This window comes from Haloechinothrix alba (assembly GCF_900188115.1).
GTDB lineage: Bacteria > Actinomycetota > Actinomycetes > Mycobacteriales > Pseudonocardiaceae > Haloechinothrix > Haloechinothrix alba.
The window spans coordinates 55148-76929 of record NZ_FZNW01000009.1; the positions used below are offsets into that span (position 1 = coordinate 55148).

At 68.9% G+C, this 21782-nt stretch carries 22 protein-coding genes; 13 read left to right on the plus strand and 9 right to left on the minus strand.

Translation table 11 applies throughout. The features are described from left to right. Positions 1–27 precede the first annotated feature (27 nt). Complete coding sequence (locus CHB84_RS10190) at positions 28–1950, plus strand: fumarate reductase/succinate dehydrogenase flavoprotein subunit (protein ID WP_089301312.1); 1923 nt, start codon at positions 28–30, stop codon at positions 1948–1950. After that, on the plus strand, positions 1947–2699 hold the full coding sequence (locus CHB84_RS10195) for a succinate dehydrogenase/fumarate reductase iron-sulfur subunit (RefSeq protein WP_089301313.1): 753 nt from the start codon (positions 1947–1949) through the stop codon (positions 2697–2699). Before CHB84_RS10190 ends, CHB84_RS10195 begins: the two co-directional genes overlap by 4 nt. Here the strand turns inward: CHB84_RS10195 and CHB84_RS10200 are convergent. Further along, positions 2683–2895: a DUF397 domain-containing protein gene (locus tag CHB84_RS10200; protein ID WP_089301314.1), complete on the minus strand. Its 213-nt coding sequence runs from the start codon at positions 2893–2895 to the stop codon at positions 2683–2685. The genes CHB84_RS10195 and CHB84_RS10200 overlap by 17 nt on opposite strands. Beyond that, positions 2837–3763, minus strand: a complete 927-nt coding sequence (locus tag CHB84_RS10205; protein ID WP_245818662.1) for a helix-turn-helix domain-containing protein — start codon at positions 3761–3763, stop codon at positions 2837–2839. The genes CHB84_RS10200 and CHB84_RS10205 overlap by 59 nt, the downstream gene beginning before the upstream one ends. 128 nt (positions 3764–3891) lie before the next feature. Here CHB84_RS10205 and CHB84_RS10210 point away from each other — a divergent pair, with 128 nt between their 5' ends. Further along, on the plus strand, positions 3892–4218 hold the full coding sequence (locus CHB84_RS10210; protein WP_089301315.1) for a hypothetical protein: 327 nt from the start codon (positions 3892–3894) through the stop codon (positions 4216–4218). A 55-nt stretch (positions 4219–4273) separates the two neighbouring features. Here CHB84_RS10210 and CHB84_RS10215 read toward each other — a convergent pair whose 3' ends face one another. From CHB84_RS10215 to CHB84_RS10235, 5 genes are all read right to left on the minus strand, one after another. After that, complete coding sequence (locus CHB84_RS10215) at positions 4274–5152, minus strand: amino acid ABC transporter permease (RefSeq protein ID WP_089301316.1); 879 nt, start codon at positions 5150–5152, stop codon at positions 4274–4276. After that, the gene (locus CHB84_RS10220) at positions 5149–5796 is read right to left on the minus strand and encodes an amino acid ABC transporter permease (RefSeq protein WP_089301317.1); all 648 of its coding nucleotides are present in this window, start codon (positions 5794–5796) and stop codon (positions 5149–5151) included. Before CHB84_RS10220 ends, CHB84_RS10215 begins: the two co-directional genes overlap by 4 nt. A gap of 70 nt (positions 5797–5866) precedes the next feature. Then, positions 5867–6736 carry a glutamate ABC transporter substrate-binding protein gene (locus tag CHB84_RS10225; protein WP_089301318.1) on the minus strand — a complete coding sequence of 290 codons (870 nt, stop codon included), beginning with the start codon at positions 6734–6736 and terminating at the stop codon, positions 5867–5869. Between the two features lie 49 nt (positions 6737–6785). Further along, entirely contained in the window at positions 6786–7544 is a 759-nt protein-coding gene (locus CHB84_RS10230) for an amino acid ABC transporter ATP-binding protein (protein ID WP_089301319.1), read from the minus strand. A gap of 340 nt (positions 7545–7884) precedes the next feature. Continuing rightward, positions 7885–8349: a PLP-dependent aminotransferase family protein gene (locus tag CHB84_RS10235; protein WP_089301320.1), complete on the minus strand. Its 465-nt coding sequence runs from the start codon at positions 8347–8349 to the stop codon at positions 7885–7887. A 53-nt stretch (positions 8350–8402) separates the two neighbouring features. Between CHB84_RS10235 and miaB the strand changes: the two genes are divergently transcribed. Together miaB and CHB84_RS10245 are read left to right on the plus strand one after the other, a co-directional pair. Beyond that, complete coding sequence (gene miaB, locus CHB84_RS10240; protein WP_089301321.1) at positions 8403–9902, plus strand: tRNA (N6-isopentenyl adenosine(37)-C2)-methylthiotransferase MiaB; 1500 nt, start codon at positions 8403–8405, stop codon at positions 9900–9902. Next, positions 9896–10378, plus strand: a complete 483-nt coding sequence (locus CHB84_RS10245) for an Rv2732c family membrane protein (RefSeq protein ID WP_089301424.1) — start codon at positions 9896–9898, stop codon at positions 10376–10378. Before miaB ends, CHB84_RS10245 begins: the two co-directional genes overlap by 7 nt. Positions 10379–10414: 36 nt before the next feature. Here CHB84_RS10245 and CHB84_RS10250 read toward each other — a convergent pair whose 3' ends face one another. Beyond that, on the minus strand, positions 10415–11755 hold the full coding sequence (locus tag CHB84_RS10250) for a DUF349 domain-containing protein (RefSeq protein WP_425432294.1): 1341 nt from the start codon (positions 11753–11755) through the stop codon (positions 10415–10417). Between the two features lie 210 nt (positions 11756–11965). Here CHB84_RS10250 and CHB84_RS10255 point away from each other — a divergent pair, with 210 nt between their 5' ends. From CHB84_RS10255 to CHB84_RS10290, 8 genes are all read left to right on the plus strand, one after another. Further along, a complete protein-coding gene (locus CHB84_RS10255) occupies positions 11966–12712 on the plus strand; it encodes a class III extradiol ring-cleavage dioxygenase family protein (RefSeq protein ID WP_089301426.1) in 747 nt (248 codons plus the stop codon). A gap of 5 nt (positions 12713–12717) precedes the next feature. Next, positions 12718–13617: a tRNA (adenosine(37)-N6)-dimethylallyltransferase MiaA gene (gene miaA, locus CHB84_RS10260; RefSeq protein ID WP_089301427.1), complete on the plus strand. Its 900-nt coding sequence runs from the start codon at positions 12718–12720 to the stop codon at positions 13615–13617. Positions 13618–13619: 2 nt separating this feature from the next. Then, positions 13620–14474 carry a diaminopimelate epimerase gene (gene dapF / locus CHB84_RS10265; protein WP_089301322.1) on the plus strand — a complete coding sequence of 285 codons (855 nt, stop codon included), beginning with the start codon at positions 13620–13622 and terminating at the stop codon, positions 14472–14474. A 455-nt stretch (positions 14475–14929) separates the two neighbouring features. Continuing rightward, a complete protein-coding gene (locus CHB84_RS10270) occupies positions 14930–15643 on the plus strand; it encodes a DUF998 domain-containing protein (RefSeq protein WP_089301323.1) in 714 nt (237 codons plus the stop codon). Between the two features lie 6 nt (positions 15644–15649). After that, positions 15650–16543, plus strand: coding sequence for a DMT family transporter (locus CHB84_RS10275; protein ID WP_089301324.1), 894 nt, complete (start codon positions 15650–15652; stop codon positions 16541–16543). A gap of 13 nt (positions 16544–16556) precedes the next feature. Then, complete coding sequence (locus CHB84_RS10280) at positions 16557–17768, plus strand: glycosyltransferase (RefSeq protein WP_089301325.1); 1212 nt, start codon at positions 16557–16559, stop codon at positions 17766–17768. Positions 17769–17890: 122 nt separating this feature from the next. Beyond that, positions 17891–19372: a GTPase HflX gene (gene hflX, locus CHB84_RS10285; RefSeq protein ID WP_089301326.1), complete on the plus strand. Its 1482-nt coding sequence runs from the start codon at positions 17891–17893 to the stop codon at positions 19370–19372. A 54-nt stretch (positions 19373–19426) separates the two neighbouring features. Then, the gene (locus CHB84_RS10290; protein ID WP_176439898.1) at positions 19427–20515 is read left to right on the plus strand and encodes an SdiA-regulated/phytase-like domain-containing protein; all 1089 of its coding nucleotides are present in this window, start codon (positions 19427–19429) and stop codon (positions 20513–20515) included. Between the two features lie 75 nt (positions 20516–20590). Here CHB84_RS10290 and lexA read toward each other — a convergent pair whose 3' ends face one another. Further along, positions 20591–21277, minus strand: coding sequence for a transcriptional repressor LexA (gene lexA / locus CHB84_RS10295; protein WP_089301428.1), 687 nt, complete (start codon positions 21275–21277; stop codon positions 20591–20593). Between the last annotated feature and the right edge of the window lie 505 nt (positions 21278–21782).

The window sequence follows — 21782 nt, forward strand, 5'->3', positions numbered from 1 at the left end:
GTTACCCGCGAGACTTGAGGTGAATGAGTGACCGAGGTAGAGCGGCACAGTTATGACGTGCTGGTGATCGGTGCCGGAGGCGCCGGGCTGCGTGCGGCCATCGAGGCCAGGGAGCAGGGGCTGCGCACGGCGGTGATCTGCAAGTCCCTGTTCGGTAAGGCGCATACCGTCATGGCCGAGGGCGGCTGCGCCGCGGCGATGGGCAACGTCAACTCCGGGGACAACTGGCAGGTGCACTTCCGCGACACGATGCGCGGCGGCAAGTTCCTGAACAACTGGCGGATGGCCGAGCTGCACGCCAAGGAAGCTCCCGACCGCGTCTGGGAGCTGGAGACCTACGGTGCGCTCTTCGACCGCACCGGCGACGGGCGGATCAGCCAGCGCAACTTCGGTGGTCACGAGTACCCCCGGCTGGCCCACGTCGGTGACCGGACCGGGCTCGAGCTGATCCGCACCATGCAGCAGAAGGTCGTGTCCCTGCAGCAGGAGGACTACCGGGATCTCGGTGACTACGACGCCAGGTTGAAGGTCTTCAGCGAGTGCACGGTGACCCAGCTGCTCAACGATGACTCCGGCGCGATCTCCGGTGCGTTCGCCTACTGGCGCGAGTCCGGCAGGTTCGTCCAGTTCGACGCGCCCGCCGTGGTGCTCGCCACCGGCGGGATCGGCAAGTCGTTCTCGGTGACCTCGAACTCCTGGGAGTACACAGGGGACGGGCACGCACTGGCGATGCGCGCGGGCGCCAAGCTGATCAACATGGAGTTCGTGCAGTTCCACCCCACCGGCATGGTGTGGCCGCCCAGCGTGAAGGGCATCCTGGTCACCGAAGGTGTGCGGGGTGACGGGGGAGTGCTCAAGAACGCCAACGGCGAGCGCTTCATGTTCAACTACATCCCCGACGTGTTCAAGGGCTACTACGCCGACAACCCGGAGGAAGCCGACCGGTGGTACTCCGACCCGAACAACAACCGGCGCACCCCCGACCTGCTGCCCCGTGATGAGGTCGCGCGGGCGATCAACACCGAGGTCAAGGAGGGGCGCGGTTCGCCGCACGGTGGCGTCTACCTCGACATCGCATCCCGACTGTCCGATGAGGAGATCGAGCGGCGCCTGCCGTCGATGCACCACCAGTTCAAGGAGCTGGCCGATGTGGACATCACCTCCGAGGCCATGGAGGTGGGCCCGACCTGCCACTACGTGATGGGCGGGGTCGCGGTGGACCCGGACACCGGGGCCGCCGACGGCGTTCCCGGCCTGTTCGCCGCGGGGGAGTGCGCCGGCGGGATGCACGGTTCCAACCGGCTCGGTGGCAACTCGCTGTCCGACCTGCTGGTGTTCGGCCGCCGCGCAGGGGCGGGCGCCGCCGAGTACCTCTCGTCGCTGACCGAGCGCCCCACCGCGAACCAGACCCAGGTGGATGAGGCGGCGCGGGCCGCTGTCGAGCCGTTCGGGGCCGGGGAGACCTACGAGAACCCCTACACGCTGCAGAGCGACCTGCAGCGGCTGATGAATGACCTGGTCGGCATCATCCGCACCGAGGGTGAGATGAGCGAGGCGCTGACCAAGCTGCGGGACCTGGCGGAGCGGGCCCGGCACGTGGGTATCGAGGGAAACCGGCAGTACAACCCCGGTTGGCACCTCGCACTCGACCTGAGCAACATGCTGCTCGTCAGCGAGTGCGTGGCGCGTGCGGCATTACGGCGCACGGAGAGCCGGGGCGGGCACACCAGGGACGACTTCCCGAAGATGGACGCGGAATGGCGCCACACCCTGCTGGAGTGCACGCTCGACGGGGAGTCGGTGACGGTGACACCGGGCGAGCAGGTGCCGATGCGTGCCGACCTGCTCGAGTTGTTCGAGCTGACCGAGCTGGAGAAGTACTACACCGAGCCCGAGCTGGTCGAGCACCCCGCGCGCTCCGGCGCGCAGCGCGAGGAAGGAGCACCATGACCTACAAGGGCCACTTCCGGATTTGGCGCGGCGACGAGGAAGGTGGTTCCCTCGAGGACTTCGAGGTGGAGGTGAACGAGGGCGAGGTCGTCCTCGACATCATCCACCGGTTGCAGGCGACCCAGGCTCCGGACCTGGCCGTGCGGTGGAACTGCAAGGCAGGCAAGTGTGGTTCGTGCTCCGCGGAGGTCAACGGGCGTCCGCGCCTGCTGTGCATGACGCGGATGTCCATCTTCAGTGAGGGCGAGACCATCACCGTGACGCCGATGCGGGCGTTCTCCGTGATCAAGGACCTGGTCCCGGACGTGTCGTACAACTACACCAAGGCCAGGGAGGTCACGTCCTTCACCCCGCCGGAGGGGCTCGGACCCGGCGAGTACCGCATGCAGCAGGAGGACGTCGAACGCTCCCAGGAGTTCCGCAAGTGCATCGAGTGCTTCCTGTGCCAGGACACCTGCCACGTGGTTCGTGACCACGAGGAGAACAAGTCCGCGTTCGCCGGTCCCCGCTTCCTGATGCGCGCGGCCGAGCTGGAGATGCACCCGCTGGACGAGGCCGACCGGCGGGACGCCGTTCAGGACGAGCACGGCCTCGGCATGTGCAACATCACGAAGTGCTGCACCGAGGTGTGCCCGGAGGGCATCAAGATCACCGACAACGCGCTGATCCCGATGAAGGAGCGGGTGGCCGGGCGCCGCTACGACCCGGTGGTGTGGCTCGGCAACAAGCTGTTCAAGCGCGGGTCGTGACCGCCGGGGAGCCGAGCCCGGTGAGGAACGCGTGCCAGGAGGTGGCCGACAGCCGCAGCCTGCCGGAGTCGCGGTCCTTGGAGTCGCGGATGGCGACGGCCGACCCGGCGACGGCGACCTCGACACAGTCGCCGTTGTTACCGTCGCCGCCGCTGTAGCTGCTCTTCCGCCAGGTGGTGGAGTCCACCGAAGGCATCGGCTCTCGCCTCTCTCGGCTGTGCACATCGTCTACTCGTAGCAACTCGCTCGACCAGCGCCTGGGAGTCGTCCTCGTCCAGGGCAAGCTCGGCGAGGTGGTCGAACACCATCGTAGCAGCGCTGACCTCAGGTTCCTTCTCCACACAGAACGATGTGAAGGCCTGCTCGACGTAGACCAGAGCGGCTTCGGCCGGATCGGGAAAGCTCAGTACCGTGAAGCTACCCTGCTGCCCGGAGTGGGCGCCGAGTTCCGTCGGTATCACCTGGATTGTCACGTTGCCGAGCCTGGCGCGATCCGCGACCTGCCGTAGCTGTGCGTGATGCTGGTCCATGGTGCCGATCGGCCGGTGTAGCGCGCTCTCATCGACAACGGCGTGCAGGTGTAGTAGCGGTTCCTCGGTCAGCCTGCGCTGGCGGCGCATGCGCACGGCTACCTGGTTCTCCAGCTCGTGAAGCCGGCGAGGAAGGTAGGTAGCGGTGAACAGTTCGCGCATGTATGCCTCGGTCTGCAACAAGCCGGGAATGTGCGCCAGCTGGAAGGTGCGCACCGTGGACGCCTCGGCCTCGGCACTGACGAATCCCCGGTCGTTGAGCCCGTAGGCGTGCCACCACCCTTTCTCCTCCGCGCGCTCGTACATTCGGATGTACTCGTCGTAGTCGTTGACGACGATTCCGTAAATGTCGAGCATGGCCAGGAACTCGTGATATCCGGGCAGCTGCCCTTGCTCGATCCGGCAGATCTTCGAGTCGGAGAACCTCAGCTTTCGGGCCGACTCTTCCTGCGTGTAGCCGACCTCCTCGCGTAGCGCGCGCAGCGTGCGCGCCAACTGCCGCATGCGGAAGTTCGGCTGCTTCGCATTACCCACCAGTATCACTCCTCGCGACCGTGTGCGCACGAAGTGTAAGCCGAAGGTCCGTCAGTCGAGATTTTCAGTTCCCGCCGTCACGCGCGCGCGGAACCCGGCCGCGGTTCTGCACCCGCACGCTCCGTGGCATGTGGGGATGGAATCACCGGCACGAACTCGAGTATCGCTACGAACGCACAGCAGGGCAGCGGGAACACGTCTACACGGAGAGGGTGAACGACCAGGGGTTCTGTTTCGAGCACAGACCGGAGCGCAGGCAGGACTGGCTCGTCACGTACACACGATGCTGTGCGGACGACTACCTCGGCAGGGTCCGCGCACGTGCGGGTACCTGGCTGGTCAGCGTGTACCGGGTGGTGGGTGCGGAACGCACCCACCTCGTGAGCATCCGGCTGCGGCATCCCGGCGGCACGCGGGATGCAGGCGGCGACACCGGCGCGGACGGGACGGCATGAGTACCGGCCCCGCCCTGCCGCGAACCGACTGCCCGCGGCAGGGCGGGGAAGGCGCCTACGGTTTCTGTCCCGCTTCCGGGTGGGTCTCGGCGTGCTCGGTGTCGGCGTGCACCGCACCACCTGCCGCCTTCATGGAACCGCGCCGTTCCAGCCAGATCGCCAGGCGCGAGAGCAGGAAGTTGACCGCGATGTAGATCGCCGCGCCGACGAAGAAGAGCACGAACAGGTAGCTCTCCCCGAAGAACTCCGTGTTGATGCGCAGGATCCGCAGCAGTTCGGTGTAGCCGATGATGAACCCGAGCGAGGTGTCCTTCAGCAGCACGACAAACTGGCTGATCAGGCTCGGCAGCATCCGTCGGATCGCCTGAGGCAGCAAGATGGAGAAGAGGATCTGCGGTTGTGTCAGCCCGATCGCCGAACCGGCCTCCGCCTGTCCACTGGGGAGAGACACGATCCCGGCACGCAGGATCTCCCCGATGACTGCCGCGTTGTAGATGACGAGTCCGAAGACGACGCCCTGGAAGATGGGCATCCCGAGCCCGAGCACCCCGAAGAACATGAGCAGGATGACCGGTAGTCCCCGGAAGACCTCGATGATCGCTGTCGCCGGGTAGCGAACCCACCACGGTTTCGCCATGCGCAGTACGACGAGTACGAGTCCCACTGCCAGCGCGAGCACCCCACCGACGGCGGCGGCGCGCAGCGTGGCGCCGAGCCCGTTGATGAGCAGCGAGGTCCAGACGTCGACTGCCGAGCTGCCCCTCGGCGGGTCGGTGTAGACCTGCCAGAGCTCGGCGTCGATCCTGCCGGTCTCGGCGACGCGGAAAACGATGAAAACGAGCAGCGCGGCGATGGCGATACCGGTGGCGACGGACCCGATCAGCGAGCGCCGCCGCGCGCGGGGGCCTGGCGTGTCGTAGAGAACGGAGCTCACCGGGCGAACACCACCTTCCGCTCCACGTAGCCGGCCAGCACTCCGGCCGGAACCGTGATCACGAGATAGGCGACGCCCACTCCGATTAGCACGGCGATCACGTCCGGTGGATGCGCGTTGGCCAGCCTGCGCGCCACACCGAACAGCTCGGCGACGAAGAACCCGCCGGCGACCGAGGTGTTCTTCGCAAGCGCGATGAACACGTTGATCAACGGTGGGACCACCGTCCGCAGGGCTTGCGGGACGATGATGATGCTCAGGGTCTGCGTGAACGTCAGACCGACCGCGCGAGCGGCCTCTGCCTGACCGACTCCGACGCTGTTGATGCCGGAACGCACCGCCTCACAGACGAACGAGGCGGTGTAGATCGACAGTGCCGCGATCGCCGAGATGAAGAACGGCACGGACGGTCCGATCTGGGGCCAGACGAACACGAAGAAGAAGAACACCAGCGTCAGGGGCGTGTTCCGTACGATCTCGACGTAGGCGCCACCGAACGCGCGCAGCGGCGGTACCGGCGACACCCGGAACGCCCCGAGGATGGTTCCCCATACGAGCGCGATCGCGCCCGAGACAAGGGCGAGGATCAGCGTCGTCCGGAATCCCTGCCAGTACAGCGGCAGGTTGTCCACGACCGCTTCCATGCCGCGTCACCTCCAGGTCATGCAGTCGGGGAGGTGGGCACAACGCCCACCTCCCCGATGCAGGGCATCCTCAGTAGCGGTCGACTTCCGGGGTCTCCGGGGTCTCGAGCACCTCACCCGCGGTGTTTTCCCAGGCTTCCAGCCAACGGCCGTCGTCGAAGGACTCCTCGAGGACGTCGTTGATGAAGGAGCGGAACTCGTCGTCGCCCTTCGGCACGCCCACCCCGTAGGGCTCCTCGGTGAACGGCTCGCCGACCAGCTTGAACTCGTCGGGGTTCTGGTCGATGAACCCGGAGAGGATGACGTTGTCCGTGGTCAGCGCGTCGACCTGGCCCTGGCGCAGCGGTTCGAGACAGTTCGAGTAGGTGTCGGTCAGATCGAGGTTCGCCTCGGGGTAGTTGTCCCGCATGTTCTGCGCGGGCGTCGAGCCCTCGACCGTGCAGACATCCTTGCCCGCGAGGTCCTCCGGTCCGCTGATCTCGTCGTTCTCCTCGAGGACGAGGATGGACTGCCCCGCGTTGTAGTACGGGCCCGCGAAGTCGACTTCCTGCTTGCGCTCGTCGTTGATGGTGTAGGTGGCCACGACCATGTCCACCTGCCCACCCTTGAGGAACTCCTCGCGGTTGGCCGATGTCGTCTCGCGCCACTCGATCCCGTCGCTGCCGATGCCGAGCTCGGAGGCGATGATCTTCGCGATCTCGACGTCGAAACCGACCGGCTCGCCGCTGGGGGCCTGCAGGCCGAACAGCGGCTGGTCGAACTTCGTGCCGATGGTGATCTCGCCGGCCTCGGCGAGCTGCGCCATCGTCGTGCCTTCTTCGAACTCACTGGCCTCGACGTCGGCGTCCTGCTCGCCGGCGTCGTCGTCCCCACCACACGCCGCCAGGACGAGAGCGGCAGAGGCCATGAGGGCCGTGAATGCCGTGTATCGCATCCGCATAACTGATTCCTTTCTACTCACCGGGGGTACTGGTGATGATGGCGCTTCCTCAATGGGTCAGGATCTTGCTGAGGAAATCTTGGGCCCTCTCTGTGCGTGGGTTGGTGAAGAACTCCTCCGGGCTGGTGTCCTCGATGACCGACCCGTAGTCCATGAAGATCACCCGATGCGCGGCGCGGCGCGCGAAGCCCATCTCGTGGGTGATGACGAACATGGTCATGCCCTCGCTCGCGAGCGAGGCCATGACGTCCAGAACCTCCTGCACCATCTCGGGGTCGAGCGCCGATGTCGGCTCGTCGAACATCATGACCTTGGGATTCATGGCTAGTGCGCGGGCGATCGCCGCACGCTGCTGCTGCCCGCCGGAAAGCTGTGCCGGGAACTTCTCCGCCTGGTCGGCGATACCGACCCGGGTCAGCAGCTCCATCGCCTCCTCCCGGGCGGCGGACTTGCTCTTCCCGCGTACCTTGATGGGCCCGAGCGTCACGTTGTCCACGATCGACTTGTGGGCGAACAGGTTGAACTGCTGGAACACCATGCCCACGTCCGCGCGGAGCTTCGCAAGAGCCTTGCCTTCTTTCGGCAGTGGCTCGCCGTCGACCTCGATCGTTCCCGAGTCGATCGGCTCGAGACGGTTGATCGTCCGGCAGAGCGTGGACTTGCCCGAGCCGGACGGGCCGGCGACCACGACAACCTGACCACGTGGCACCTCGATGGTGATGTCCTTCAAGACATGCAACTCGCCGAAGTGCTTGTTGACGTCCTGCGTCCGGATCATCGGAGCGGTGGACGACGTTGCTTCGTTCATCGGGCCTCCACGCCGCCGGTGAAGCGCGTGGATTGCGCCCATGGATGAGCCAACGGACTCGACACTCCTTCGCGCTGGACGACCGGTGTTCTCGAGAGTCGGTAGTCTGGGAAAGCGGTACCACTGGAAGAGGCGCCCCAGTGGCCAATAGCGACGGTAACTCTAGACACGAGATCGTCTATCCAGCCACCCGGGGCGCGAGCTCGTATTGATGCGGATTCGTGACTCGTTCATCGTCCCGGGGCACACCCATTTCGCAAAGACCACTCTCGTGGGTCAATCCACTGATCGGCGGCCGGGACTACTGCTAACGCGCGCGGGGTTCGCGCATGCGGGCCGGTTACCGCTTGCCGAACTCGGCGAGGGCCCGGCGCAGCCGGCCGATTGCGTCGGCGACCCACGGCAGCGTGAGGATCACCGCCGCGGGCTTGCGACCGTCCGCGCGAGCTCGCTCCAGTACCCGGTCGAGGCCGTTCGGGTCCGGCACGCCACCAGCGGCCTCGGAAATCGGTGCGTCGATGACCCCGCGACCGGTCAGGCCGGCCTGGGCCGCGTAGATGACCTGCTCGGGCTCGGTAGGCAGGCCGCGACGCACGAAGTAGCCCGCCGCCGACCCGCGGGCCTCGGCAGAGCCGACCACAGAACCGTAGGAGTTGAGCCCGGTCGCCCCGGCGAGTACCTCGCGGACCTCCGGGAGGACAGGCAGTCCCGCCTCGCCGAACCCGAGGTGCACGACGTGGTGCCCGGCAGCGCGTCGTGCGCGTACCCGCTCGTCGAGCTCCAGGGTGGCGGAGCGTGCGGCCACGGACCGTGCGACCGGGAAACGGAGGTGCTTCCGGCGGGTCTACCCTGGTAGATGTGCCACGGACATACCAGATCCGCACGTTCGGCTGCCAGATGAACGTGCACGACACCGAGCGGCTGGCAGGACAGCTCGAGGACGCCGGTTACGTACCGGCAGAAGGCACGCAGGCCGACGTGGTCGTGTTCAACACCTGCGCCGTGCGGGAGAACGCGGACAACAAGCTGTACGGCAACCTGGGGCGCCTGCGCAGCGACAAGAAGGCGAACCCGGACATGCAGATCGCCGTGGGCGGCTGCCTTGCCCAGAAGGATCGGGGCGAGATCGTCCGGCGCGCTCCGTGGGTCGACGTCGTCTTCGGCACGCACAACATCGGCTCGCTTCCCACCCTGCTCGAACGCGCCCGGCACAACCGCGAGGCCGAGGTGGAGATCCTGGAGTCGTTGGAGACGTTCCCGTCGACCCTGCCGGCCCGCCGTGACTCCGCCTACTCCGGGTGGGTGTCGATCTCGGTCGGGTGCAACAACACCTGCACCTTCTGCATCGTGCCCTCGCTGCGTGGCAAGGAACGGGATCGCAGGCCCGGCGAGATACTCGCCGAGGTCGAAGCGCTCGTCGCCGAGGGCGTCGTCGAGGTCACCCTGCTCGGTCAGAACGTCAACTCCTACGGCGTCGAGTTCGGCGACAAGTACGCGTTCGGCAAGCTGCTCAGGGCGTGCGGCGAGATCGAGGGGCTCGAGCGCGTGCGGTTCACCTCGCCCCACCCTGCGGCGTTCACGGACGACGTCATCGACGCGATGGCCGAGACCCCGAACGTCTGCCCCCAGCTGCACATGCCCCTGCAAGCGGGCTCGGACCGGGTGCTGAAGGCGATGCGTCGCTCGTACCGGGCGAAGCGGTTCCTGTCGATCCTCGACAAGGTGCGCGCGGCGATCCCGAACGCCGCCATCACCACCGACATCATCGTGGGCTTCCCCGGCGAGACCGAGGAGGACTTCCAGGAGACGCTGGATGTGGTGCGGCAGGCGCGGTTCTCCAGCGCCTTCACGTTCCAGTACTCCAAGCGAGAGGGCACACCCGCCGCCGAGATGGACGGGCAGGTCCCCAAGGACGTGGTGCAGGAGCGGTACGAGCGGCTCGTCGCGTTGCAGGACGAGGTCGCCTGGGAGGAGAACACCAAGCTGGTCGGGCAGCGGGTCGAGCTGCTCGTCGCGCGCGGTGAGGGGCGCAAGGACACCGAGACCCGCCGGATGAGCGGGCGCGCACGGGACGGCAGGCTGGTCCACTTCACCCCGGCCGGGGAGGCGATCGACGGCGAGGTGCGCCCGGGCGACTTCGTCGAGACCGAGATCAGCTACGCCGCGCCCCATCATCTCGTCGCGGACGGGACGGTACTGGCGCACCGGCGCACCCGCGCCGGTGACAACTCCGAGGCCGGCCAGCGCCCCCGGACCGCGGGGATCGCCAGCGGCGGCGTCAGCCTCGGCTTCCCGACGATCGGTGCCCCGCAGACCGAGCAGAGCGCGGTAGCAGCGGGCGGGTGCTCGACATGCTGAACGATTCCCGCGACGGCGACCCCGAGGAGGTCGCGGAGCTGCGCGAGGAGATCGAGCAGGTCGAGCGCAGGGCCGCGCGAACGGTCGAGCTCGGCAGGCGGGGCTTCGGTATCGCGGTACTGGTGTTCATCCTGATCGTCGCCGTGCTGCTGCCCTGGGTCGACGGCGACCCCGGCTGGCGGGCGCTCACGGGTGAGTCGGGCATCGTGCCCGGGCTGTTCGCGACGACGACGGTCGCTTTCGGCATCGTGATTTCGGCACTGACGCTGCTCGCGCGCCGCTGGTGGATGGCGTGGGTGTGTGCCATCGGCGGCTGGGTCATGTTCGTGGACGGCCTGCTCGCCGTCTGGAGTCAGCAGTCCACGGCAGCACCCGGCGTCGCGGGCGGCGGCCCGGGCGTTGGCATGGTGCTGGCGCTGATCACCGCCGTCATCCTGGCGATCAACTGGATGCGGGTGGCCGGCTCACGCCAGTGAGGCCGCGAACGCTCGCCGGGGACGAGCTGAGGCGTATCAGCGGTCGGCGACGGCGCGCTCCGCGGCGTTCATCCACTCGCGCCACTGGTCGGCCTGTTGCTGGGCATCGCGCGCCCGGCGCTCGTCGCCGTCCGCGCGGGCCTTGGCAGCCTGGTCCTCGAACTGCTGCACGCGCTCCCGGAACTGCGCGGCGCGTGCCTGGGCTTCCGGGTCGCTCGCGCGCCACTTGCTGTCCTCGGCCTGCCGGACCTTGTCCTGCACCGCCTTGAGCCTGCCGTCCAGCTCCCGCATCCGTTCCCGGGGCACCTTGCCGATCTCGTCCCAGCGCTCCTGCAGCTTGCGCAGCTGGGCCTTCGCCGAGTCCAGGTTCCGCGACGGATCGAGCTGCTCGGCCTCGGCGAGCAGCTCCTCCTTGCGGCGAGCGTTCTCCGCGTACTCGGCGTCGCGCTCGGAGAAAGCCGCCGAACGGCGCGCGAAGAACGTGTCCTGCGCCGCCTTGAAGCGCTGCCAGAGTGCCTCGTCGGAGTCCTTCGGCGCCTTGCCTGCTGCTTTCCACTCGGCCATGAGCTGCTTGTAGCGGGCCGCGGTCGGGCCCCAGTCCTGCGACTGCGTCAGCGACTCCGCCTCGTCGACCAGCTCCTGCTTCCGTTCCTTGGCCGCGGCACGCTGCTTGTCCAGCTCGGCGAAGTGCGCGCCGCGACGCCTGCTGAACGCGTCCCGTGCCTTGCCGAACCGTTTCCACAGCGCGTCATCGGTCTTGCGGTCCACGCCTTTGATCGTCTTCCATTCCTCGACGATCGAGCGCAACCGGTCGCCTGCGGCCTTCCACTGTGTGGAATGCTCCGCGATCTCCTCGGCTTCCTCGACAAGCGCGGTCTTGCGTTCGACGGCAGCGGCGCGGGTCGCCTCCCGCTGGCGCTTGGCCTGCTCGATCGCCTGCTCCGCGTGCGCGATGATGTGTGACAGGCGTGCCCGGAGTGCTTCGATGTCACCGACGACGGCGGCCTCGTCGAGCCCGTTACGCAGCTGGGTCGCCGAGCTCAGCGCCTGCTTCGGGTCACCGGCCCCGGAGTTGAGGCGCGTCTCCAGCAGCTCGGCCTCGGTACGCAGGTCGTCGAACCGGCGGGCGTAATGCTCCAACCCTTCCTCGGACGAGCCCGCCTGCCAGACGCCTACCGGGCGCTCGCCACCGGCGACGAACACGAACACGGTTCCCTCGTCGTCGATACGACCCCACCGGGACGGGTCCGCTTCGGCATTCGGCACGGGTGGAGCAGCGTGTGCGAGGCTCATCCGCCCGTGCAGTACCTCGTTCGGCGCGGGCGCGTGGGCGTCCTGCTGCTCGGTGGGCTTGTCGTGCGCCATCTCCTCAGCCATGGCCGGCTCCTTCGTGGCTGCTCGCCCGTGTGCCACGGGCGCCCCGCCTGGGCGGGGCCGTGTGCTGTGTCGACTGCCTCATCGGGTCCTACCTGCATTCAAACAGTTCTGCGCCATATGTGGTACTCGAGACGCGCCGACGCCCGTACGCAGCGCCACCCCGGGCGGGGACGCTTCCCACCGGAGGGTGGGTGGGTACTCTCGGTGGTCGTGATCGATCGTGTCGCCCTGGTACCGCAGCCCCCGTTGCTCGTTCCCGAGCTGGTGCCCGGCGTACTTCGGGAGACCGGTGCGGTGCGCGAGGCCGCCGAGGAAGCCGTCCGGTGGCTGCGTGGCGAGGCCGACAGGTGGTTGGCGGTCGGCCCCGGTGACGGGGAGTCCTGCGGGCACTACGAGCCGTGGCGACATGGTTCGTTCGTCGGGTTCGGCGCCGACGTGCGGGTGTCGTTGGCCGACCCGGACGACACCGCGCCCGGTGAGGTCACGGCTGATCTCCCGTTGCCGGTCCTGATGACAGGCTGGCTGCGCGCAAGGGCCGGCGTCGCCCGAGCGGCGGTCGAGGTCGTCGACGCCGGCTGCGCACCGGAGGAGTGCGCGCGTCTGGGACGGCGGTTGGGGCGCCGCGACGAGCGCGCCGGCCTGCTCGTGCTCGGCGACGGCTCGACGCGGCACGGGCAGCGTGCCCCTGGCGGACCCGACGACCGTGCCGCGGGCTTCGACGAGACGGTGGCTGCCGCGCTCGGCGAGGTGGACCTCGAGGCGTTGGGGTCACTGGACGCTGCCGAGGCCGCGGAGCTGGGCGCGAGCGGGCGCGCAACCTGGCAGGTCGCCGTCGGGATGGCGCGGTCGCGGGCCGTCGGTGATGCCGAGGACGACCGCAAGTGGCGGGGCGAGATGCTGTACTCGGGCGCCCCGTTCGGCGTCGGCTACCATGTGGCGATCTGGGAGCGAGTGTGACCGGCATGCGTCCCGTCGCCGTCGTCGGCCCGACCGCGACCGGCAAGTCCGAGCTCGCGGTCGAGCTCGCCGTCGCCCTCGGCGGTGCGGTGATCAACGCGGACGCGATGCAGCTGTACCGCGGAATGGACATCGGCACGGCCAAGATGCCGGTGAGCGAGCGGCGTGGCGTCGACCATCACCTGCTGGACGTTCTCGAGGTCACCGAGACGGCCTCGGTGGCCGCGTACCAGCGCGACGCCCGGGCCAGGATGGACGAGCTGCTCGCCGCGGGGACCGTACCGGTGCTGTGCGGCGGCTCCGGGCTCTACATCCAGGCGGTACTCGACGATCTCCGGTTCCCGGGAACCGACCCCGATGTGCGGATGCGGCTGGAGCGGGAGGCCGAGGAGGTCGGTGCGCAGGCCATGCACCGCCGCCTCGCCGAGAGCGACCCGGCCGCGGCGGGGTCGATCCTGCCGTCGAACGCGCGCCGGATCATCCGCGCGCTGGAGGTCATCGAGATCACCGGCCGCCCGTTTTCGGCGAACCTGCCCGAGCCGGCGGAGCCGAGGCACGGCACGATCCTTATCGGGGTGGACCGCGACGTGGACGAGCTGGACAGGCGTGTCGACAGCAGGGTGGAAGGCATGTTCAGCGCGGGGCTGGTCGATGAGGTCCGGCAACTGCTCGACCGCGGTCTGCGAGAGGGAAGGACGGCGTCAAGGGCGCTCGGCTACCGGCAGGTACTCGCCGAGCTCGACGGTGCGGGGGACATGCGAGCGGCCGCGGACGCCACCGCGCGAGCGACCCGCAGGTTCGTGCGCAAGCAGCGCTCGTGGTTCCGCAGGGACAACCGGATCACCTGGCTGGACGGCCGTGGGACCGACCTGACCGGGCGAGCGCTCGAACACGTAACCTCATAGCCGTGGGTATCGCATTCCTCAAGGGGCACGGCACGCAGAACGACTTCGTGCTGTTACCCGACCCCGACGGCGAGCTGGAGCTGACCACCGAGCGGGTGCGGGCGCTGTGCGACCGGCAACGCGGGCTCGGCGCCGACGGGGTACTGCGCGTCGTGCGCGGGGAAGCGCTTGCCGACGAGGTGCCGGAGTCGGCGCGCTCGGAGGCGCAGTGGTTCATGGACTACCGCAACGCCGACGGCTCGATCGCGGAGATGTGTGGCAACGGTGTGCGGGTGTTCGCCCGTTACCTGGTCGAGGACGGCTTGGTGGCGCGCGGGACCGACGGCGGGGCCGACTTCGTCATCGGGAGCCGCGCAGGGGACCGCCCGGTGCGGGTCAACGCCGACGGCACCGTCACCGTGCAGATGGGCCACGCGAGGGTGACGGGGGAGTCGATGGCATCGGTCGACGGGCTGGCGCTGACCGGCATCGCCGTCGATGTCGGCAACCCCCACCTGGTGTGCCGGGTGGACACCGACCTGACGGCGCTGGACCTGCGCTCCGAACCGGCCTACGACGCGCGGCGGTTCCCGGGAGGAGTCAACATCGAGTTCGTCACCGAGCTCGGGCCGGACGAGCTGAGCATGCGCGTCTACGAACGCGGGGTCGGGGAGACCCGCGCCTGCGGGACCGGCACCGTCGCCGCGGCCGCGATGGCCGTGTACGGGGCCGGGCAGCAGGAGGGCACCCGCACGGTACGGGTACCCGGCGGTGCCGTCACGGTCACGGTCGGGCCGAACTCGTCGAGCCTGACCGGGCCCGCGGTGCTGCTGGCCCGCGGCGAACTGGACACCCACTGGTGGCAGGCACCGGCGTAGGTCGTGTCTCTTCTCAATCCCGCGTACCTGCTGCGCGGGGCCAGCGAAGCGCCTCGCGGCGTTCTCGTCCGTGCTCGTCCCTACCGGGTGAAGACCACTACCGGCGACTCCTCGGCCTGGTGAGGCACTCCGCTGATCCCCGCTCGCGACGTAGGGGATCAAGAGACACGCCCTTGGTCGCGGGCACGCCGGCGGAAACACGTCTGTCGCGCCCCGGCGAGTCGGCGGCACACTCGCTGTTCGTGCACGGCGATACCTGCCTTCGCAGGTAGACACACGGACGCACCCGTGGCGACCCTCGTCGCGCGGGCGGAAGCGGTGTGATCGATCAGGGATGACCCGGTTCCCTGCGTAGGGATATCCCCCATCGGAATGGGGTGCATACCTGATGGTCTCTTCCATTCTGTCGCGAGATCGTCGATGGCGTGACCGATATGGGGAGGACACCGCACCGCGTGGCACGCGAAGCGGTGGGCTCGGACAACACCCGCATCGCGGCGGGCATCGTCATCGGATTCGGCGGGCTGGCCCTGTCCGTGGCGTTCATGGTTTACCTGCATGTCGCGGCGGGCGGCGGCCTCCGCTCCACGATGTCGGAGTACATCTTCGTCGATGGTGTCGGCTGGATGTTCGGCGCCAGTGCGGTATGCATGGCCATCGGCGCGCTGGGCGCGCTCATCGGGCTCTCCGACACGGGGCTGCTGTCCGGGAACGGGTCACGATCCGCGGCCTGGTCACAGCCCGAGCCGAGTAGCAGGCCAGCGCGGGGGACCGGCCTGCTTCGGCTCGGGCTGTGGCTTGTCCCAACCGGATTCGTCCTCGTCGCGCTGTTTCCCACCAACAGTGCGGGTCCGCTGTCACTGTCCGCGGAGATCCACCGCTACGCGGCCGGTGTGGGGTTCACCGGCCCGCCAGTCGCTGCATATCTGGTGGCCCGCCGCCTCGCCCGGCCAGAGCTGGCGCGCTACCGGCTCTGGCTGCTTCGTGGCGCGGGCGTGACTGCGGGTGCTCTCGTGGTGTTCCTGATCAGCCATTTCGGTACGTTGCCCGAGTTCATGCAGGACTTGCGCGGCCCGACCCAGCGGTTGCTGCTGGTACTCGTGCTGCTCGTGCTCGGGCAGCTGATCTACCTTCCGGCACGATGCGCCGAGCGCGCGCGAGGCGAGTGAGCCGTGATGATCGCGGTCGGAATCGCGCTCGCCGTGCTGGGCGCTTTGTGCTTCGCTACCGCCGCCGAGATGCAGCACAATGCGGTTCGCACCGTCGGCGCAGGCGGGCTGCAGTTGCGCCGGGCGGGCCTGCTGGCACGCGACCCAACTTGGCTGTCCGGTTTGCTGGCACTGGCCGCGGGGGCCGGGCTGCACACACTCGCGCTCGCCTTCGCGCCGCTCGCGGTTGCGCAGCCGATCGGGGTGCTGGCGCTCGTCGCGTCGGTGCTGCTCGCGGCGTGCCGGCAGCGCCGCACGATACGTGGCGGTGAGCTGAGCGCGCTGGCGCTGACCGTCGCAGGGGTCACCGGGTTTGTGCTGCTTGCGATGCCGGCTGCGGGCACGATGCCGGACGTGGACGGCGGCACCGTGCTACGGGCATGCGTGGTGATCGCTGTACTGGTGACCGCCCTGGTTCCGCTCGGTAGGTCGGGCCGGCGTATCGGCCGCTGTCTCGCGTTCGCGACCGCGGCCGCGGCCTGCTACGCGCTGGTCTCGGTGCTGACCAGGATCGCGACGGTGCAGCTGCGTACCGGCGGCTGGTCCTGGGACCTACTCGGGTCAGCCGCGGGGGTCGTGCTCGCCGCCGCGCTGGGGGGTTGGCTGATCCAGCACGCCTACGCGGGCGGTTCGCCGGACTTGGTGCTCGCCTGCCTGACCGTCGGCGATCCGGTCGTGGCGGTCGGGGTCGGCATGACTGTGCTCGGTGAGGCGGTACCTGCCGGTGCGATTCCGGCTGCTGCGCAGGCGGTCTGCGCCGCAGTGGCCGTCACCGGAGTCGCCGTGCTCGCCGCGCACCGTTCGACAGACACCTTACTCGAAGACGATCACCGGACCGGGGCCTGGCTCCGGCCACAATAGACAGGAGATCCCGATGAACGTCACCTTGCCCCAGCAGGTCGCGATCCGCCGACAACGGCGGATCCTGATCGGCGCGGATACCTTCCAGCCTGATGTCAACGGCGCGGCGCGGTTCGCCGAACGGCTGGCCACGGGGCTCGCCGGGCGCGGGCACGATGTGCACGTGATCTGCCCGAGCACCGATACCAGGTCCCGGACGGAGCTCTTCCACGGCGTCATCGTGCATCGGCTCGGGTCGCGCCGAACGCCGTTTCATCCCAGTTTCCGGGTCTGTCCACCCTGGCGTGCGGGCCGCGATCTCGACCGGATCATGTCGGAGGTAAACCCCGACGTGGTACATGCGCAATCACACTTCGTTATCGGCAGGGCACTGGTCAACGGCGCTACGGCGCGCGGGATTCCCGCGGTGGCGACGAACCACTTCATGCCGGAGAACCTGCTCGGCTACCTGCCTCTTCCGCACGCGCTCGGTGCGCGCGCGGCCCGGTGGGCCTGGCGCGATCTCGGCAGGGTCTACGGCAGAGTGGACGCGGTTACGGCTCCGACACCACGCGCCGTGGCGTTGCTGCGGTCCCACGGTTTCGTGCACGAGGCTCGCGCGGTCTCCTGTGGCATCGATGCCGAGCGCTACCAGAACAACGGCAACACCATTGCCGGGACGATCCTGTTCGTCGGCAGGCTGGACAAGGAGAAGCGAGTCTGCGAATTGCTGCGCGCGGTCGGGCTCCTCGCCGATCCGGATATCCGGGTGGAAATCGTCGGTGACGGCGCCTGTCGCGCGCAACTGACCGAGCTTGCCGAGCAACTCGGCATCGCCGGTTCGGTGCGGTTCCACGGATTCATACCGGAGCAGGACCTGCTCGCCGCGTATGCCAGGGCCGAGGTCTTCTGCATGCCCGGCGTGGCCGAACTGCAGAGCATCGCCACGCTCGAAGCGATGTCCGCGGGCAAGCCGGTGGTCGCGGCCGATGCGGTGGCCCTCCCGCACCTCGTGCGAGAGGGGGTCAACGGCTGGCTGTACCGGCCCGGTGACGTGCATGGACTCGCCGACCGGCTACGGCGGGTGCTGCGCGCGCCCGGTGGTAGTGCGCGGCTCGGCGCCGCTAGCCGCCTGCTGGCCGGTGAGCACGCGCTCGCCACGACTCTCGACCAGTTCGAAGACGTCTACAGCGAGGTCGTGACTGTGCCGAACGAGTCGATCGCGAGCGCGAGCACACCCGAATAGGTGCTCGGGCCCGTCGAGGACCGGCACCATCGCCCTGCCCTGCGTTCGAGCCGTGGGCCTGTCCTGCGGCGGAGGGTATTCACTCGCGGAGCGTAGCCGATCCGTGGGACGATGGTGTCAGCATGGCAGAAGCGACAGACCGTACGACAGGCAACAACCGCGCCGGTGGCGCATCCGATGAACCGAGTACGCAGCAACGAGGAGGAAACCTGTCCGCAGGTGAGTGGGAGCTGGAGGACCGAGCGGCTCTGCGCCGAGTCGTCGGGTTGTCGACCGAGCTGTCGGACATCACCGAGGTCGAGTACCGGCGGTTGCGGCTGGAGAACGTCGTACTCGTCGGGGTCTGGACGGAAGGAACGTCCGCGCAGGCCGAGGAGTCCCTGAACGAGCTGGCCCGGCTGGCCCAGACGGCCGGTTCCACGGTGCTCGAAGGGTTCATCCAGCGGCGTGACCGCCCCGACTCTGCCACCTACGTCGGTTCGGGCAAGGTGCGCGAGCTCGCCGAGACCGTACGCGCCACGGGCGCCGATACCGTCATCGCCGATGGTGAGCTGGCACCCGGGCAGCTGCGACAGCTGGAGGAGAAGCTCAAGGTCAAGGTGATCGACCGGACGGCACTGATCCTGGACATCTTCGCCCAGCATGCCCGGTCGAAGGAGGGCAAGGCGCAGGTCGAGCTCGCCCAGCTGCAGTACCTGATCCCCCGGCTGCGGGGCTGGGGTGAGGCGCTGTCCCGGCAGACAGGCGGGCGTGCCGGCGGCGGCTCCGGTGGCGTGGGACTGCGTGGTCCCGGTGAGACGAAGCTGGAGACCGATCGCAGGCGGATCAGCAAGCGCGTGGCGAAGCTGCGCCGCGAGATCGCCGGGATGAACACGATCCGGCAGACCAAGCGTGGCAGGCGTGTCGCCAACGCCGTGCCCAGCGTCGCGATCGTCGGTTACACCAATGCCGGCAAGTCCAGCGTGCTCAACGCGATCACCGGAGCCGGAGTGCTCGTGCAGGACGAGCTGTTCGCCACACTGGACCCGACCACGCGGCGTGCCGTGACTCCGGACCGCAGGGAGTACACGCTGACCGACACGGTGGGATTCGTGCGCCACCTCCCGCATCAGCTGGTCGACGCCTTCCGCTCGACCCTGGAGGAGGCTGCCGACGCCGACCTGTTGCTGCACGTCGTCGACGGGGCGGACGCGGCCCCGGAAGAGCAGGTGCAGGCTGTCCGGGACGTGCTGCGTGGCATCGCCGAGGAACGGGACGAGCCGCTGCCTCCCGAGCTACTCGTGATCAACAAGGCGGACGTCGCGGGGGAGGTGGCGCTGGCCCGGCTGGGGCACCTGCTGCCCGATGCCGTGGTGGTCTCGGCCCAGACCGGTGAGGGTGTCGACGCCGTGATCTCCGCCGTCGCCGAGAAGCTCCCGCATCCGGAGGTCCTGATCGAGGCACTCGTGCCGTACACACGTGGTGAGCTGGTGGCTCGGGCGCACACCGAAGGGGAGGTGCTCGTCGAGGAGCACGTGGCGGCCGGAACACGGCTCAGCGCACGAGTGCATCCCGGGTTGGCGAACGCGCTTCGCGAGTTCTGCACCAATGGGGCAGTGGTCTAGTCGCTGGTCCAGCCGCTGGTCCAGCCGCTGCGAGGACCACGGGGCGGTTCGAGGATGACCGGGCCGTCGCGGTCGACGAGTGCACGAACGGCACCCTGTCTCGTGGCATGTCTCGCGCTGACCCTGGCACCGCATGGCCCGGCAGCCGCCGAACCCCGCGCCGAGCCGTTGTGCGTCGTCGACGACGAACGCCTGCACTCCCTATCGGGGCTGGCCGCGGACGGCCGGCACTGGTACGCGGTCAACGACGGCGGGACGCGGCTCGAGGTCTACGTGCTGGGGCGGGACTGCCGGGTCCGCGATGTCATCACCGCCGGGACCGATCCCTTCGACGTGGAAGACCTCGCTCGCGCCCCGGACGGGACGTTGTGGCTGTCCGATACCGGGGACAACCGGCGGCAGCGAGACACGGTGGCCCTGCACGAGCTCCGCCCGGACGGAGACGCCACCCTGTACCGGCTCACCTACCCGGACGGGCCGCATGATGCCGAGGCGCTCGTGCTCGACCACGAGGGCGTGCCGCATATCGTCACCAAGTCGGTCACCGGCAACGCCGGGGTGTACCGGCCTGGCGACGTGCTGAGCAGTCCGGGTCCGACACCCCTGGAGAAGGTCGCCACGGTGGCGATCGGATCGACGGACACCCAGGGCGGCCCTGTCGGCACGCTCGGAACCCTGACCGTGACCGGAGGCGCGACGGGCGCGGACGGCACGGTGGTGGTACTGCGTACGTATACCGACGCGTACCTGTACGCCGCGCCGGACCGCGACGTGGTCGCCGCGCTGCAGCGGGAACCGGTGCGGGTCCCGCTGCCCGACGAACCGCAGGGTGAGGCCGTGGCCGTCGAGCCGGACGGCACGATGCTGTCCACGAGTGAGGGAGTGGGTCAGCCGGTCCGTGCCGTGGAGGGTGCAGCCGCGCTGGCGCCGCAGCAACGGGCGTCCGAGCGCTCGAGTCCACCGCCGAGCGGACGGGAGGATCCTGCCGAGCCGGGATCCGGGAGCGACACGGCGGTGGAGGACGAGAGCCAGAACCGGAGCTGGGGAGCAGTCGTATCTGCTGTGTCAGCCACGGTGGCCGCGATGGTCCTGGCCGTGGGGGTGGCCTTGGTACGCCGTCGGCATCGGTCGACTCGCTCGTGAGCCCGCTGCCGGTGGGCTCACGAGTGTGGCGTGTGCAGTGCGGCTGAGCCACGCGCGCGGCGTCCGGGCCGCGGATCAGAGCCGGCGGAGTACCGCCACGACCTTGCCGAGCACAGTGGACTCATCGCCGAGGATGGGGTCATAAGCCTCGTTGTGCGGCAACAGCCAGACGTGACCGTCGGACATCTTGAACGTCTTGACGGTCGCCTCCCCTTCGATCATGGCGGCGACGATGTCGCCGTTCTCGGCGCTGGGCTGCTTGCGGACGACGACCCAGTCGCCGTCGGTGATGGCAGCGTCGACCATCGAGTCACCCTTGACGCTGAGCAGGAACAGCTCGCCTTCGCCGACGATCTCGCGGGGCAGCGGGAAGACGTCCTCGACCGACTCCTCGGCGAGCACCGGGCCACCGGCAGCGATCCGGCCGACGAGTGGGACGTAGGCGGGTTTGGGAGATGACTCACCCGCGAGGCCGGACTCGTCGGCGTCCGGGGGCGCATCGAGCTCACTCGGGTCCACATCGGCCGGAAACACACCGACGGCGCGCGGGCGGTTGGGGTCCCTGCGGAGGTAGCCCTTGCGTTGCAATGCCTGGAGCTGGTGAGCGACCGATGACGTGGACGTCAGCCCGACGGCGTCCCCGATCTCGCGCACGCTGGGCGGGTAGCCGAGCCGCTTCACCCAGGAGCGGATGACCTCCAGGATCTGACCCTGCCGGATGGTGAGATCGCCCCGCTTGTCCGCAGGCGGGAACGGGCGCACATTGTCCTCGGTATCCGCCCCGTCGCTTGCCGCGGACCGGCTCGTGTCCGGGTCCGGCCGGCTCGCTGCGGGTTCGTTCGTGATGTCCCGTGCCACCGCGTTGCCTCCATCAGGGTCCTGCCGCCGCCCACTCGTGCCGTCCGAACGGGCCCGAGTACGTCAATGGCGGACCAATGCGTTGTCCGTGTTACGACTGCTGGCTGTGACGACCGGTTGGCCGCTGTGTCAAATCTAGCGCGTACAGCGGGTGACTTCAAACAACTGTTCGAGCGACACGCCGGTCGAATGGTACGGATATCGGGCAGGTCACCGGGTCCGACCCGGGTGTGATCCGTGCGCCGCGCCGGGCCCGTCGCCGCCGGCCGCCGACCGCCCGCCGAGCGGGCCGGTCCGGTCGTGCGCCGCCTTCCCGGGCGGCACTGCGCATCAGGATGCCTGGCGTCCGGGTTCCCCTGCGGGTGCGACACGCCGGTGGGCTGTGCGGCTCGCTCACCGTCGCCGCGTG

Bases quoted from the DNA above. Each gene is read 5' to 3' on its own strand.
- miaA (WP_089301427.1), top strand. From the start codon at position 12,718: ATGCGTCCCGTCGCCGTCGTCGGCCCGACCGCGACCGGCAAGTCCGAG.
- CHB84_RS10245 (WP_089301424.1), top strand. From the start codon at position 9,896: ATGCTGAACGATTCCCGCGACGGCGACCCCGAGGAGGTCGCGGAGCTG.
- CHB84_RS10220 (WP_089301317.1), bottom strand. From the start codon at position 5,796: ATGGAAGCGGTCGTGGACAACCTGCCGCTGTACTGGCAGGGATTCCGG.
- CHB84_RS10225 (WP_089301318.1), bottom strand. From the start codon at position 6,736: ATGCGGATGCGATACACGGCATTCACGGCCCTCATGGCCTCTGCCGCT.
- CHB84_RS10250 (WP_425432294.1), bottom strand. From the start codon at position 11,755: ATGGCTGAGGAGATGGCGCACGACAAGCCCACCGAGCAGCAGGACGCC.
- CHB84_RS10290 (WP_176439898.1), top strand. From the start codon at position 19,427: ATGACCGGGCCGTCGCGGTCGACGAGTGCACGAACGGCACCCTGTCTC.
- CHB84_RS10195 (WP_089301313.1), top strand. From the start codon at position 1,947: ATGACCTACAAGGGCCACTTCCGGATTTGGCGCGGCGACGAGGAAGGT.
- CHB84_RS10200 (WP_089301314.1), bottom strand. From the start codon at position 2,895: ATGCCTTCGGTGGACTCCACCACCTGGCGGAAGAGCAGCTACAGCGGC.
- CHB84_RS10230 (WP_089301319.1), bottom strand. From the start codon at position 7,544: ATGAACGAAGCAACGTCGTCCACCGCTCCGATGATCCGGACGCAGGAC.
- CHB84_RS10280 (WP_089301325.1), top strand. From the start codon at position 16,557: ATGAACGTCACCTTGCCCCAGCAGGTCGCGATCCGCCGACAACGGCGG.
- hflX (WP_089301326.1), top strand. From the start codon at position 17,891: ATGGCAGAAGCGACAGACCGTACGACAGGCAACAACCGCGCCGGTGGC.
- CHB84_RS10275 (WP_089301324.1), top strand. From the start codon at position 15,650: ATGATCGCGGTCGGAATCGCGCTCGCCGTGCTGGGCGCTTTGTGCTTC.
- CHB84_RS10210 (WP_089301315.1), top strand. From the start codon at position 3,892: ATGTGGGGATGGAATCACCGGCACGAACTCGAGTATCGCTACGAACGC.